Source organism: Nocardia puris, assembly GCF_003315035.1.
Taxonomy (GTDB): domain Bacteria; phylum Actinomycetota; class Actinomycetes; order Mycobacteriales; family Mycobacteriaceae; genus Nocardia; species Nocardia puris.
On record NZ_QNRE01000020.1, the window covers coordinates 29,526 to 43,608 of the forward strand.

12 protein-coding genes are annotated in these 14,083 nt (G+C 69.9%); 6 read left to right on the forward strand and 6 right to left on the reverse strand.

Features of this window, described 5'->3' with window-relative positions:
• Nucleotides 1-51: 51 nt before the first annotated feature.
• Nucleotides 52-1,362 (reverse strand): S1 family peptidase, encoded by a 1,311-nt coding sequence (locus DFR74_RS31790; RefSeq protein WP_067513661.1) that lies wholly within the window; start codon nt 1,360-1,362, stop codon nt 52-54.
• Nucleotides 1,363-1,688: 326 nt separating this feature from the next.
• On the opposite strand from DFR74_RS31790, the gene DFR74_RS31800 reads away from it, so the two are divergent.
• Entirely contained in the window at nt 1,689-2,447 is a 759-nt protein-coding gene (locus tag DFR74_RS31800) for a LysR family transcriptional regulator (RefSeq protein WP_067513660.1), read from the forward strand.
• Nucleotides 2,448-2,777: 330 nt separating this feature from the next.
• Here DFR74_RS31800 and DFR74_RS31805 read toward each other — a convergent pair whose 3' ends face one another.
• A complete protein-coding gene (locus DFR74_RS31805; RefSeq protein ID WP_232331899.1) occupies nt 2,778-3,365 on the reverse strand; it encodes a TetR/AcrR family transcriptional regulator in 588 nt (195 codons plus the stop codon).
• A gap of 106 nt (nt 3,366-3,471) precedes the next feature.
• On the opposite strand from DFR74_RS31805, the gene DFR74_RS31810 reads away from it, so the two are divergent.
• Nucleotides 3,472-5,655 (forward strand): MMPL family transporter, encoded by a 2,184-nt coding sequence (locus DFR74_RS31810; protein WP_067513658.1) that lies wholly within the window; start codon nt 3,472-3,474, stop codon nt 5,653-5,655.
• 132 nt (nt 5,656-5,787) lie between these two features.
• On the opposite strand, the gene DFR74_RS31815 is transcribed toward DFR74_RS31810, so the two are convergent.
• Nucleotides 5,788-6,639 carry an alpha/beta fold hydrolase gene (locus DFR74_RS31815; protein ID WP_067513657.1) on the reverse strand — a complete coding sequence of 284 codons (852 nt, stop codon included), beginning with the start codon at nt 6,637-6,639 and terminating at the stop codon, nt 5,788-5,790.
• 52 nt (nt 6,640-6,691) lie between these two features.
• Between DFR74_RS31815 and DFR74_RS31820 the strand changes: the two genes are divergently transcribed.
• From DFR74_RS31820 to DFR74_RS31830, 3 genes are all read left to right on the forward strand, one after another.
• The gene (locus DFR74_RS31820) at nt 6,692-7,291 is read left to right on the forward strand and encodes a TetR/AcrR family transcriptional regulator (protein WP_232331895.1); all 600 of its coding nucleotides are present in this window, start codon (nt 6,692-6,694) and stop codon (nt 7,289-7,291) included.
• 285 nt (nt 7,292-7,576) lie between these two features.
• Nucleotides 7,577-7,855, forward strand: a complete 279-nt coding sequence (locus DFR74_RS31825) for a hypothetical protein (RefSeq protein WP_147266012.1) — start codon at nt 7,577-7,579, stop codon at nt 7,853-7,855.
• A 92-nt stretch (nt 7,856-7,947) separates the two neighbouring features.
• Entirely contained in the window at nt 7,948-9,087 is a 1,140-nt protein-coding gene (locus tag DFR74_RS31830; RefSeq protein WP_067513655.1) for an AI-2E family transporter, read from the forward strand.
• A gap of 54 nt (nt 9,088-9,141) precedes the next feature.
• Here DFR74_RS31830 and DFR74_RS31835 read toward each other — a convergent pair whose 3' ends face one another.
• The gene (locus DFR74_RS31835) at nt 9,142-10,779 is read right to left on the reverse strand and encodes a long-chain fatty acid--CoA ligase (RefSeq protein ID WP_067513717.1); all 1,638 of its coding nucleotides are present in this window, start codon (nt 10,777-10,779) and stop codon (nt 9,142-9,144) included.
• Nucleotides 10,780-11,019: 240 nt separating this feature from the next.
• Here DFR74_RS31835 and DFR74_RS31840 point away from each other — a divergent pair, with 240 nt between their 5' ends.
• Complete coding sequence (locus DFR74_RS31840) at nt 11,020-12,483, forward strand: flavin-containing monooxygenase (protein WP_067513650.1); 1,464 nt, start codon at nt 11,020-11,022, stop codon at nt 12,481-12,483.
• A gap of 30 nt (nt 12,484-12,513) precedes the next feature.
• On the opposite strand, the gene DFR74_RS31845 is transcribed toward DFR74_RS31840, so the two are convergent.
• Together DFR74_RS31845 and DFR74_RS31850 are read right to left on the reverse strand one after the other, a co-directional pair.
• Nucleotides 12,514-12,906: an SCO5389 family protein gene (locus tag DFR74_RS31845; protein WP_067513649.1), complete on the reverse strand. Its 393-nt coding sequence runs from the start codon at nt 12,904-12,906 to the stop codon at nt 12,514-12,516.
• A gap of 71 nt (nt 12,907-12,977) precedes the next feature.
• On the reverse strand, nt 12,978-14,024 hold the full coding sequence (locus DFR74_RS31850; protein ID WP_113975378.1) for a nitronate monooxygenase: 1,047 nt from the start codon (nt 14,022-14,024) through the stop codon (nt 12,978-12,980).
• Between the last annotated feature and the right edge of the window lie 59 nt (nt 14,025-14,083).

The following is a 14,083-nucleotide window of genomic DNA, read 5'->3' on the forward strand; positions in this document are numbered from 1 at the left end:
GACCGTTCCATTAAGAACCTGTGCCGGCGCTTCCCTCCGGCGCGATTCGCGTCAGTTGGTGCGGACGCTCAGACCGGGGTTGTCGGCGAGGACCGTGTGCAGCGGCTGGGCGAACAGCTGCGGGGCATTGCCGGTGAGCAGGCCCAGGAAGTTGGAGAACTCGCAGAACGGGTCGTCGGCGACCGAGGACGCGCTGGCGATGCCGAGGGCCAGGGTGCCGGTGATCACCGGGCCGCCGCTGTCGCCGCGCAGACCGCAGATGTTGGCGGAAAAGGTCTGGGTCTGCTCCCGCTCACCCACGAGCACCGTCTGGTCGACGGCGTTGATCACGCCGCAGCTGAAGCCGGTGGTGGTGCCGGACTTGCAGACCGGCGCGCCCACCACGGGAACGGCGGTGCCGGTCAGCGCGATCGGCGCGCGACCGGGCACGCCCACCAGGTTGTTCTCGAAGCGCGGGCGCGACTGGTTATTGACCCGCACGATCGCGTAGTCCTGCGCGCCGAGCACCGACTTGTGGAAGGTGCCGAGCTGCTGGCCGATCTCGTCGCCGGGGAAGACCTCGAACACGCCGGCGGCGCCCGGAACCTCGGGGTTGCAGTGGCCCGCGGTGATGTTCACGACGTTGCCCGCGCCGTCGGTGCCGTTGAAGCCCAGCGAGCAGCGCATGAAGACATCACCCGACACGGCCGCGTACGCCTGGCCCGCCACCAGCGCGCCGGTGCCCGCCTCGGCGATCTCGCGGGGCTCGGCGATGGGCTGGCCCGTGACCGGCGGCGCCGACACGATCACACGGGCCGGGTCGATAAAGGTCGGCAGCGGCAGACCGGCCTGGTCGACGCGCACCGCGATCGCGTTGTTCACGGTGTCGATCACCGCGCCGCGCACCAGCTTCGACACCCACTCGGGCTGCCCGTCCAGCCACTGCGAGAACGCGGAGATCTCCTCGCGCAGCGCCGACTCGCTCTTGGCGACCTCATTGACGGTGAAGCCCGCCTCCTGCGCCGCCTCGCGCGCGGCGTCGGCGCCCTCGCCCTTGGCCAGCGCGATCACGCCCTGCCCCGCCTCGTTCAGCCAGGCGCCCGCGAAGACCTGCGGGAACTTCGCCTGCGCGTCGGTGGCGAAGGCGGCCACCTGCTGCGCCACCCCGGCGCGGTCCACGTACTCCTGCGGCGAGATCTTCAGATCCCGCTGCACCGCGGCGGCCAGTTCCTCCGGCAGCTGCGGCCCCGCCGGCTCCGCGTGCGCGCTCGCCGCGAGCGGACCCGCGATCAGCACGGCGGCCGCGGCGACGGCCGCACGGCGAACGAAGGCGCGAGTGCGGCCTGGGGAAGAGGGCGAGCGACGCATATCCGGCAGAAGCATGTGCCCGACTATATGGGGTGTCCGCCGCCGTGACCATCCGCCGTGATGATGAGCTCGCGCCGGGGGAAACCCGGTGCTGCGGCGGGGCCGGGCGCGGGCCATCCGGCGGGGATGCGTTCGAGCACGCCACCGGCGAAAGTGTCGTAGAGAGGCAAGGTTTCGAGGTGCACGTAGCCGATCTGGCAGTCGCACAGGGCGAGTGGGCGTCGCCTGGACCTTCGGCCTCACCGAGGAGGAGTATCACCCGAGCCGGGAGACGTAGGGGCTGGGCCGATCTTCGGTAACCCTGGTTCGGTGACCGGTGGAAAGGCGCCTTCGCTGGATGTGTGCGGACGTTCCTGGCGGTGTACCGCACCGGGTCGTTCACGGCCGCCGCGAAGGCGCTGGCCATCACTCGGCCGACGGTCACCGATCACATCGGGGCGCTGGAGCGGCAGCTCGGGCGGGAACTGTTCGTGCGCAACGCCGCCGGGACCACGGCGGCGCCGCACGCGCACGAGATGGCCGCCGCGTTCGGTGACCAACTCGACCACACCGACCGATTCTTCCTGGACGAGGTCGAGGCCGGCGAGGCGGTGCCGGTTCTGCACGTGGGTGGGCCGGCCGAGTTCACCACGTGCTGCTTGATTCCGGCGCTCGCCGACGTGCGGCACCGCCTGCCCGCCTTGGAGATGGTGTTCGACGTGGCGGGCGAACTGATCACCCAGCTGGTCGCCGGACGGTTGGATCTGATCATCTCCACCGTGCGGCCGCGGGAGCAGGGCGTCACCGCGTGGGCGGTCGCGGACGAGGAGTTCTGGCTGGTCTGCTCGCCGCGACTGGCGTCCGCCGAGCGCGACGCGATCCCGACGCTGCCGATCGTGACCTATCACCGCAGCCTGCCGATCGTGCGGCGTTACTGGACAACGATTTTCGGTGAGCAGCCGGATCTCGAGCCCGCGCTGGTCCTGCCGAATCTGCTGGCCGTCGAGGCCGCGGTCGTGCACGGCTACGGGATGTCGGTGTTGCCGACTATCTCACGCACCGCCGCGTCGCCGCCGGGGAATTGGTGCGGCTGGACGGCGCGGATGAGGTGCCACCGCTGAACACGCTGTTCCTGGCCGGGTAGACCGCGCGGCTGAAGCGTAGGACCGATCTGGCCAACGCCGCCGCGACCATCACGGACGCGCTCAAACGGCACCAGCCCGCCATCACGCCGTGACCCGCCTATGGGCGCCATCACACCGGGCAGAATCCCGCGTCGGCGACCGGACTCGCCGAAGCGGTGGTCAAGGTGCTCGCCGACCGGCAGTTCTCGGTGGGAACGCAGCTCGGGTGGGAGCGTCGGTCGTGCGCGCGGACGGGAACGCGGGTCCAGCATTCGGTAGGCGAGCGTGCGGCCTCGTCCCCGTCCGCGGGGCGGGGCCGCACGCGCGTCAGCGGCCGGCGCGGGCCAGGAGGTAGGAGCGCAGGACGAGGCGGAGTTCGGCGACCATGGCGGGGCGCTCGGATTCGGGGGCGTCGACGATCATCGGCATCATGCCGCGCAGGGTTTGGATGGCGACGGCGGAGGTGCGGGAGCGGTCGTCCGGGGTGAGTTCCGGGAAGACCGCGCCGATCAGGGTTTCCACCTGGCGGTGGATGGCCTGGTGGGCGGGGGCGACGGCCTCGCGCATGGCGGCGGGCATGTCGGTGCGGGCGAACAACGCCTTGAACCCGGGGTTGGCGAGGTTGAACTCGACCAGTGGGCCGAGGATGTGGTCGAGCAGCGCGTCCAGGTCGGCGGAGCCGGAGACCTCGAAGGCGCCCCGGAACTGGGTGAGCCGTTCCCGGTACAGCTCGGCGAGCGCGGCCGCCAGCTCCTCCTTGTTGCGGAAGTACTGGTAGAGCGAGCCGGGGGAGATGCCTGCGGCGGCCGCGATCGCGTTGGTGGTCGCGTTCTCGTAGCCGCGTTCGGCGAAGACCTCCGCCGTCGCGAGCAGGATCTGCTCGATGCGGCGGCGGCCGCGTTCCTGGCGGCGCACCTCGGCCAACACCCCTCCTCTTGAATATGCGAGCAATTACTCGTATTCTCGGCTGCACTTACGAGTAGTTGCTCGTATAAGTCGCAGACTATCAGAGGAACGGCCCATGCTCGGACGGTTCGTCACCCATCGACCACGCTCCCTACTGGCCGCCGCGCTGGCGGCATTCCTGCTGCTCGTCGTGTTGGCGAGCGGTGCGATGAACGCGCTCTCGCTGAACAGATTCGAGAATCCGAACGCCGAATCGGCGGCCGCCGCAGCCGAACTCGCGGATCGGTTCGACACGGGCGCGCCGAACGTCGCGGTTCTCGTCACGGCCGCCGACGGCGATGTGCGCGCCGCCGATGTCGAAGCCGTCGGCACCAGGCTCACCGACGCGCTCGCCGAGTACCCCGGCGTGGGCGACGCCTGGTCGTTCTGGTCGGAAGGCGCGCCGGATACCTTGGCGGCCAAGGATTTCAGCAGCGCGCTCGTCCTGGCGTGGGTGCCCGGCGACGCGGATCGCGTGCGCGGGGAGATCCTGCCCGGCATCGAGGCCGATGTCGTAGACGCGCTCGCCGACCCGGCCGTGACGCTGTCCCTCGGCGGTGCGGACGAGGTGTTCCGCGATGTCGCCGCGCAGGCGTCGGCCGACTTCATCCGCGCCGAATTGATCGTGCTGCCACTGGTTTTCGGTCTGCTAGCCCTGGTGTTGCGCCGGGCGGCGCTGGCGGCGGTGACCGTGGGCATCGGCCTGTTCTGTGTGATCGGCACGCTGGCCGCGCTGCGTGTGGTGAGCACGTTCACCGACGTGTCGACGTTCGCCGCGAACATCGCGCTGGTCATGGGCATCGGGCTGGGTGTGGACTACGGGCTGTTCATGATCTACCGGTTCCGCGAGGAGCTGACGGCCGGTCACGACGTGCCCACGGCGGTGCGGCGGGCGGTTGCGGGCGCGGGGCGCACGATCGCGTTCAGCGCGTCGACGGTGGCGATCAGTCTGGCCGTGCTGTTCGCGTTCCCGTTCCCGTTCCTCCAGTCGTTCGCGTACGCGGGTATCGCGGTGGCGGTGACGGCGGTGGTGGGGTCGGTGGTGATTCTGCCCGCGGCGTTGATGTTGCTCGGGCGCCGCGCGCTGCCGAAGAAGGCGATTCCCGCTCCGGAACAAGGCTTTTGGTATCGCACGGCCGAGTGGGTGATGCGCAAGCCGGTGCTGGCGGGTGGTTCGGCGCTGCTGGTCCTGCTGCTGCTCGGCGCGCCCGCGCTGGGAGTGAACTTCGGCCCGCCGGACGACCGGGTGGTCGGCACCGAACAGCCGGTGCGCGCCCTGTACGACACCATCCGTGCCGACTTCGAGACCGAAGAGGCCGACGTCGTGCACGTGGTCTCGCCCTACGCCGAGCGCGCAGCGATCGCGCCGTACGCCGAACGCCTCGCCGCGATTCCCGGCGTGCTGCGGGTGGATTCGGCCGCCGGCACGTTCGGGGAGGGCGCGTCCGCCGTGTCCGCCGACCCGGGTCGCTTCGCGGACGGGGAGGCGACGTGGTTGCGCGTGCTGCCGACCGGTGAGCGTCTCGCGTCCGATCCCGACGGGCTGGTTCGCGAAATACGGTCGGTGGAAGCGCCTTTCGAGGTGCTGGTCGGCGGGTACCCGGCCGAGTTGGCCGACTACAGCGACGGTGTGATCGACCGACTGCCCCTGGTGGCGGCGCTCATCATGCTCGTCACCTTCGCGGTGCTGTTCTTGATGACCGGTAGCGTGCTCGCGCCGCTCAAGGCGTCGGTGCTGAACCTGCTCTCCATGTCGATCATGTTCGGCGTGCTGGTGTGGGGCTTCCAGAACGGCGCTCTCGCAGGGATTCTCGGCTTCACGCCGACCGGGGTGATCGAACCGAGCATCCCGATCCTCATGTTCTGCATCGCCTACGGCCTGTCCATGGACTACGAGGTGTTCCTGCTGGCGCGCATCAAGGAGGACTACGACCGCACCGGCGACCCGATCGGCTCCGTCCCGCGCGGCATCGCCCGCTCGGCCCCGCTGATCACCGCCGCCGCCCTCATCCTCGCCGCCTCCTTCGCGGTGTACGCCACCGGCGGCGTCGCCTTCCTCCAGCAACTGGGCATCGGCATGGCGCTCACCGTCGCCATCGACGCCACCCTCGTCCGCGGCATCCTCGTCCCCGCCCTCATGCGCCTCGCGGGTTCCGCCAACTGGTGGGCCCCCGCCCCCCTGCGCCGCTTCCACAACCGGTTCGGGTTGAAGGAGTCGGTGGAAGATGTTGTGCCCGAGGCAGTTCCGTCGCGGGTGTGAGTTGCTGAGCCGTCGCTGCCCGGCCGATCTCCTTCGGCCGGGCGGCTGGCTGTCTACGACACCCGTCGATCCGGGCGAGGTGCGACGCCGAGCACGCGTCCGTGCGATATCCGGACCGGCCGGCGCAATTGGTCAGTTCCCCCGCTCCGCGCGGGCTTCGGTGAGGAAGGCTGACATCGCGTCGGCGACCGCTTCGGGTTGGTCGAGCATCGACAACACGTAGGCGTCGTCTATTTCGACGAGGCGGGAGGAGGGGAGGAGGGTGGCGAGGCGGGGGCCGTGGTCGCGGGGCATGACTTTGCCCGCGGAGGACCAGAGGACCAGGGAGTCGCCGGAGAAGTGTTGGAGGGCTTCGGTGTTGGCGATGAGTTCGGCCTTGTCGAAGCGGGACTTGGTGTAGGCGAGGAGGTCTCGGCGGATGCGCTTGTCGCGCAGGCCGGGTTCGGTCCAGCCGCGTACGAGGTCGGCCGAGAGGGGGCGGCGGGCCATCCAGCCCAACATCAGGGGCGTCCGGCGCAGCCAGCCGATGCGTAATTGCCACAGTGCCACGCTGATTCCGCCGGGGGTGTAGGTGGCGAGGGCGGTCATCTTGCCCGGCAGGCCGGGCGGGAAGTTGTCGAACGCCTCGCAGGGCAGGATGATCAGCCGGCCGACGCGTTCGTCCAGGCCGTACGCGGTGAGGAACAGTCCGCCGCCCCAGTCGCTGTGCACCAGCACGACGTCGCGGAGATCCAGCGCCGCGAGGAATTCGGCGATCAACGCGTTGAGGCCGCGCAGGCTCAGGTCGGTGCCCGGTTCGAGGGGCAGCGGGTGCGCGCCCAGCGGCAGATCGGGCCGGAGGTAGCGGAAGCCCTCCGGCAGCAGGTCGATGACATCGTCCCAGACCGTGTGGTTCATGAACAGGCCGTGCAGCAGGACCACGGCTGGTCCTTCTCCCTGTTCGGCGTAGTGCATCCGGCCCGCGGAAAGTTCGACCGTCGGCATGGCGCGCCCCTTTCGAGCGATCGCTCTAGAGTGTTTGCTCTAGTCTGGAGGGGTGACCGAGAAGATGTCAATCAGCACCCGCGAGCGCCTCGTCACGGCGATGGCCGAACTGCTGCGCACCCGCGGCTACAGCGGCACCAGCGTCAAACAGGTCACCGCCGCCGCGAAAGCGCCCATGGGGTCGCTCTATCACCACTTCCCCGAGGGGAAACCGCAGCTCGCCGAGGCCGCGCTGCGTACCTCCGGCGCGGCCTACGGACAGCTCATCCCGCTGCTCATGGACCCCTACGACGACTTGCGCGAGGCCGTGCCCGCCGCCTTCACCGCCGCGGCCGAACAGATCGAGCAGACCGGCTGGATCAACATGTGCCCGGTCGGCACCGTCGCCGGCGAGATCGCCGACGCCGAACCCGCGCTGCGCGAGGTGACCGCCGAGGTGATCGGCGCGTGGATCACCGACGGCACCGAATACTTCACCCGCCGCGGCGTCCCGCCCGCCGCCGCCCACGACCTGATCCTGGCGATCCTCAGCGCCCTCGAAGGCGCGTTCGTCCTGTGCCGCACCCTGCGCTCGGCCGAGCCGCTGCGGTCCGCGGGCCGGGCGATGAGCGCGCGTGTGGAGGAGATCCTGTCGAGCAGCGTGCGCGCTTGATCGGGGCGGAGGGGATGAATTTCTGGTGCGGCGCGGCCCGCCGCCGCCGATATGGTCGAAAGCCGGACCGGTTCCCATACGTTCCGGTTCGTGTTCTTCCGCAGGGATCTTCCCGAGTCGAGTGCCGCGAACTTTCTCCTGCGGGCGATTGCGCCGCGAGGGTCGCGTGCTCGCTATCGCTCGCGCTCTTACGCCATGCCAGACGCGGAGCTGACGTGCGACTGGCCGTTGTGCGACCGATGCCTGCGGCGAATCCGATACTTCCGTGTCGCGATACTGCTGGCGATGGGGACCGGGCTGGTCGGACTCGCTACCACCGTGCTGATGGTGGCCACCCGGGACGGAATGCGGACCGAGGCGGAGAGCTACGGGCTCATCGCGTTGCTCCTGGGAGTTGCCATGGCGATATTCCTGGGCGCGGACTTCTCGCGTTCGGCGGTGGGTCCAGGGAAGCTCACCATGATGTCTGCTTTCGACGCGGTCATAGTGTCCGCCCACCCGGCCTTCGCGGCGGACCTGGCACGGTCCGCGCATCACGGTCCGGAATCGGGTGAGCCCGGGTAGGACTGTCCTCGGGATCGCCCGGGTGATATCGGCTGTGAACTCGCCTGTACCGGGTGAGGAAAATTTGCCCGTGGATCGCTCACACTGAGGCAATGGCAGAGGGTTCGCCCGGGGATGAGCAGGAGGCGCAGGAGGTCGGGGCGCGCCGGATGCCCCGGTGGTTGCCGAAGGCGCTGATCCTCGCCTTCGCGCTGTTCGGCCTCTTCCAATTGGCGGATTGGGCGGCGCATCGGCTGATCGGGTTGTTCCTCGTGCTGGTGGTCGCGTTCTTCGTGTCGCTGGCGATGGAGCCCGCGGTCGACAGCCTGATCGCGCGCGGGGTGTCGCGCGGGTGGGCGACGGGGTTGGTGTTCGTGGCGCTGGCGCTGTTCGTGGCGGGGTTCGTGGTGGCGCTGGCCGTGCTGCTGGTGCAGACCGTCGACGACGTGGTCACCGAGCTGCCCCGGCTGGTGAACGATCTGGTGGACTGGGTCAATCGCACGTTCCACCAGGACTTCACCCTCGACCAGCTGCGCGAACAGCTCACCAAGGACGCCGACACCCTCACCGCCTACGCCGAACGCGCCGCCGACAACGCGTGGGGGCTGTCCACCACCATCCTCGGCGGACTCGCGAAGCTGCTCATGGTCGCGCTGTTCAGCATCTACCTCACGGCGGGCGGGCCGGCGCTGCGGCGGTCGGTGTGCTCGATGCTGCCGCCCGCGAAACAGGACGAGGTGCTGCGGGCCTGGGATCTCGCGATCAAGAAGACCGGCGGCTACCTCTATTCGCGCGCGGTGCTGGCGGTGATATCCGCCGTGGCGCACGGTGTGTTCCTGGCGGTGCTCGGCATCCCCAACGCGATCGCCATGGGCGTGTGGTTCGGGGTGGTGGCCTCGTTCGTGCCGACCGTCGGTACCTACCTCGCGGGCGTGCTCCCGGTGCTGGTCGCGCTGACGATCCGCCCGCTCGACGCCGTCTGGGTGATCCTGTTCGTGGTGATCTACCAGCAGTTCCAGGACTACATCCTGCAACCGCGCCTCACCGCCCGCACCGTGGACGTGAACCCGGCCGTCGCCCTGCTCGCCGTGCTGGCGGGCGGCGCGCTGCTCGGCGCGGTGGGCGCGCTGCTGGCCATCCCCGCCACCGCCACCGTGCAGGCTTTCCTCGGTGCGTACGTGAAACGCTATGAGGTGAGCGAAGATCCGCGCATCGACCGCGCGCGGGCCAAACGCGCGAAACGCAAGCCCTGACGGCAAGAAGCCCGGTCCCGTTGCGGCGCAACGAGACCGGGCTCCGGCCGTGGCTCAGGACAGCGTGGTGACCGTCAGCTCACCGTCGGCGAACTGCGCGCGCAGGCGCTTCTTGTCGAACTTGCCGACGCTGGTCTTGGGCACCTCGGGCACGAACGTCCAGTGCTCGGGCAGCTGCCACTTGGCGAACTTGTCGGCCAGGAACTCGCGCAGCTCCTCGGCCTTGGCCTCGGCGCCCTCGGCGAGCGTGATGGCCACCAGCGGCCGCTCGTCCCACTTCTCGTCGGGCACGCCGATGACGGCGGCCTCGGCCACGGCCGGGTGCCCCATGACCGCGTTCTCCAGGTCCACCGAGGAGATCCACTCGCCGCCGGACTTGATCACGTCCTTGGAGCGGTCCACCAGCGTGAGGTAGCCGTCGGGGCTGATCTTGCCCACGTCGCCGGTGCGCAGCCAGCCGTCGTCGAACTTGTCCGGGTCGACCGCCGCGCCGTCGGGCGAGTAGTACGAGCCGGTGATCCACGGGCCGCGAACCTCCAACTCGCCCAGCGACTCTCCGTCGTTGGGCACCACGCTGCCGTCGTCGGCGACCAGGCGGGCCTGCACGCTGGCGGGGAAGCGGCCCTGGGTGTAGCGGTAGGACCATTCGTCGTCGCCGGTGACGCCCGCGGGCGGGTGCGCGACGCTGCCCAGCGGCGAGGTCTCGGTCATGCCCCAGGCGTGCACGACGCGCACGCCGTGCTTCTCCTGGAAGGTGTGCATCATCGACGGCGGCACCGCCGACCCGCCCACCACCACGGTGCGCAGGTGCGAGATGTCCTGCGGCTGCGCGGCCAGCCCGGCCAGCACGCCGCCCCAGATGGTGGGCACGGCCGCGCCGAACGAGGGCTTCAGCGCGCCCATCAGCTCCAGCAGCGGACCCGGCTGGAGGAACCGGTCGGGCATGATGACGTTCGCGCCCGACATGAGCGCCGCGTAGGGCAGGCCCCAGGCGTTGGCGTGGAACAGCGGCACGATGGCCAGCACCGTGTCGACGCCGGTGAAGCCCATGCCCGAGGGGGAGCACACCTGCATGGCGTGCAGCCAGTTGGAACGGTGCGAGTACACGACGCCCTTCGGGTCGCCGGTGGTACCCGAGGTGTAACACATTGCGGCGGCGGATCGTTCGTCGATCACCGGGAAGTCGAAGGTGTCGGGCTGGCTGGCCAGCAGCTCCGTGTAGGAGTGCACCTGCACGCCCTCGGGCGCCGTCAGGGTGGACGCGTCACCGTTGGCGACGATGACGTGGCGCACCGTCTTCATGTTCGGCAGCAACTGCGCGAACAGCGGCACCAGCGTGCCGTCCACGATGACGACCTGGTCCTCGGCGTGGTTGGCGACGTACACCACCTGCTCGGGGAAGAGGCGGATATTGAGCGCGTGCAGCACCGCGCCCATGGCGGGCACGCCGATGTAGGCGACCATGTGCTCGTTGTTGTTCCACATGAAGGTGCCGACGCGGTCGCCGACGCCGATGCCGAAGCCGCGCAGCGCGTTCGCCAGCCGCGCCGCCTCCGCGCCGAGTTCGCGGTAGGTCATGGTCCGCACGCCGTCGCCGGTCCAGGTGGACACCGTGCTCTCGCCCTGGAAGGTCGAGGCGTACTTCAGCAGCGTGGCCAGCGACAGCGGCTCGTCCTGCATCGTGCTCAACATCGGGTACTCCTTCTCCTCGGTGGTGGCATGAGCCACGTCACAGGGGCGATGCTACCCAAGGGTCACCCGCAGGTGGGGGGCCGCGTGGCAATCCGGATTTGAGACACGCCTGTCCGGGCGTGTCGATTTGTCTCCAACGCCGAAATCGCAGCGCGCAGCCCGTTCCATCGTGGCCGGAAATACCGATTTCCTGACCGCCGATCTCTCGGTGCGCCGGGTCACGACGTCTACCCTCGAGGTATGACGACGCCCTCCCTGATCATCATCGGCGCCGGGTTCGCCGGACTCGGCCTCGCGCTCGAGCTGCGCCGGGCCGGCCTGGAGAATTTCACCATCCTGGAGAAGGCCGCCGACCTCGGCGGGGTGTGGCGGGAGAACACCTACCCCGGCGCGGCGTGCGACGTGCCGTCCCCGTTGTATTCGTGGTCCTCCGAGCCGAAGTCCGATTGGCCGCGCCGGTTCTCCGAGCAGCGCGACATCCACGAGTACATGCGCGGCGTCGCCCACAAGCACGGGCTGACGCGGTTCATCCGGTTCGGCGTCGAGGTCACCGACGCCGAATTCGACGAGGCCGCCGGGCAGTGGCGGGTCACCACCGGCACCGGGGAGCAGCTGAGCGCCGACCTGCTGGTGCCCGCCGTCGGCCAGCTGTCGCGGCCCGCGCTGCCGAACCTGCCCGGTATCGACACCTTCGAGGGCGTGGCGTTCCATTCCGCCGAGTGGAACCACGACGTGGACCTGGCGGGCAAGCGGATCGCGTGCATCGGCACGGGAGCCAGTGCCATCCAATACATTCCGCGCATCCAGCCGGAGGCGGCGCATCTGACGCTGTTCCAGCGGTCGGCGGCCTGGGTGCTGCCCAAACCCGATGTGGAGTACAGCGCGCTGCATCACGCGCTGTTCAAATACTTCCCGCCGAGCCGGCTGGCGGAGCGGTTCGCGATCTGGTCGTTCTTCGAGGTGCTCGCGCTGGCGCTGACGGATATCCCGGCGATCAAGACGCCGGTGATCGCCCTGGCCGACCGGCATCGCGAAAAGCAGGTTCCCGACCCGGAATTGCGCGCCAAGCTCACCCCGGACTACGCGGCGGGCTGCAAGCGCGGACTGTTCTCCAACGAGTACTTCCCGGCGTTGGCGCAGCCGAACGTCACGGTGGAGACCACGGCGATCGAGGCCGTCACCCCGACCGGAATTCGCACGGTGGACGGCGTGGAGCATCCGGTCGACGTGATCGTCTACGGCACGGGATTCAAGGGCACCGAATTCCTCGCGCCCATGAACATCTACGGGCTGGGCGGGCGCAAGCTGGCCGACGTGTGGGGCGACGCGGGAGCCCGTGCTTACCTTGGACTTTCGGTGCCCGGCTTCCCGAACCTGTTCATGATGTACGGGCCGAACACGAACGTGGGGTCCGGTTCCATCATCTACATGCTGGAATCGCAGGCGCGCTACATCCGGCAGGTGGTGGAGTACCTGGCGGGCGAGCCGGGCCGCTTCGTCTCGGCCAAGGCCGAGGCCGAACAGCGGTGGGACGACTGGTTGCAGCGCCGCCTGAAGGACACCCCGTGGAACTTCTGCTCCAGCTGGTACCGCAACGCGGCCGGGCGCATCACCAACAACTGGCCGGGTGCGACCGTCCTCTACCGTTGGAAGACAAGGACTTTCGATCCTGCTCAATACGAGCAGGGGCGGGCGCGGGGGTGACCGGCCCGAGCGGGCCGGTCACGAAAAGCGCTAGCAGTTGCGCAGTTCCGGGCTCTGGTTGAGCAGCTGGGCGCGCGTGGAGATGAACCGGGAATAGGTTTCGCCGCCGACGGCGGCGAGCGGGAAGGCCGCGACCCGGTGGCAGTTCTGGAACGCCAGCTTCACGCCGAAATGGCGTTCCAGGCCGCCGCGGATGGCGTCGGAGGCCAGGGCGCGCAGCAGTTGGCCGCGGGCGGTCTCGTCGGGCGGCGCGATCTGGTTGTCGGCGAATTCGGCGGTGCCGGACTCCAGATCGGCGGCGACCCGGCTGACCACCTCCCACGCGTAGGGCAGGGAGGTCCGGACGCACTCGACGAAGTCGGCGTCGTCGATCTCGCCGAGTTCGGCGCGTTCGAGCAGGGCGGCGGGGACATCGAGAGACATGGCGCGCTCCTCGGGGGGATGAGGGTGGACGGCGGGTGCGATGCCCTCGCGAGTCTAATCGAAAGGCGTTGTCAGTAACCCCGGAATCGGCGCGAAAAGGCCGTTTCCAGTGCGGTTTTCGCGTCCGCCGCCAGCTGTGCGACGAGTTCGCCCGCCGGTTGCTCCACCGCGAGCGCATGGGCTTGGCCCGCCCACAGGTTGACCTCCTCCGGATTGCCCTCCGCCCGCGCCCGCGCGCGCAGCGGCCCGGTGGCGTAATGGATTTCGGGGTAGGCGACCGGCGCTGTCGCGGTGTGCTCGTCCAGGAAGCGGTTGCGGATGCCCCGGGCGCGCCGTCCGGTGAACGCGCGGGTGAGCGCCGTCGGGGTGGCGGTCGGCACGGCGGCGCGGTGCACCGGGTTGGTGCCCGCCTCGGGGCAGCGCAGGAAGGCCGTGCCCACCTGCGCGGCCGCCGCGCCCGCGGCGAGTGCGGCGGCCACGCCCGCGCCGGTCGCGATCCCGCCGGCCGCCACGATCGGCCGGTCGACGGCCGCGGTGAGCAGTTGCACCAGGGCGAGCAGGCCGAGCGGGTCGGTGCGGTCGTCCTCGGCGCGATCGACGAAGGTGGCACGGTGCCCGCCCGCCTCCGCGCCTTGGGCCACAAGGACATCGGCGCCGGCCGCGACCGCGAGTTCGGCCTCGGCCACGGAGGTGACCGTCACCCACACCTCGGATCCGGCCGCGTGCAGCCGCGCGATCTCGTCGGCCGAGGGGCAGCCGAACGTGCAGGTGACCACGGCGACTGGGTCGGCGGTCAGCAGGTCGAGCTTGGCGTCCCAGTCGTCGGTGTCGTGGGCGGGCGTGCCGAGTTCGTACCGGGCGCCCAGCTCGGTCAGGTAGGCGGCGAAACGCTCGGGCGGGGTGGCCGGGCCCGGGACGAAGAGGTTCACGCCGAACGGCGCGTCGGTGAGTGCGCGGGTCGCGGCGATGCGGGCCGCGGCGTCGGCGGCGCTCAGGTATCCGGCGGCCAGCTGGCCGAAGCCGCCCGCCCCGGAGACGGCGGCCGCCAGCTCGGGAGTGGAGGGTCCGCCCGCCATCGGGGCGAGCACGATCGGGACGCGCAATTCGTCGATGATCATGCGTCGAGTCTCGCTTGTTACCGCCCTGTGACCCAGCTCTCACCAGCGACCTCGAACTC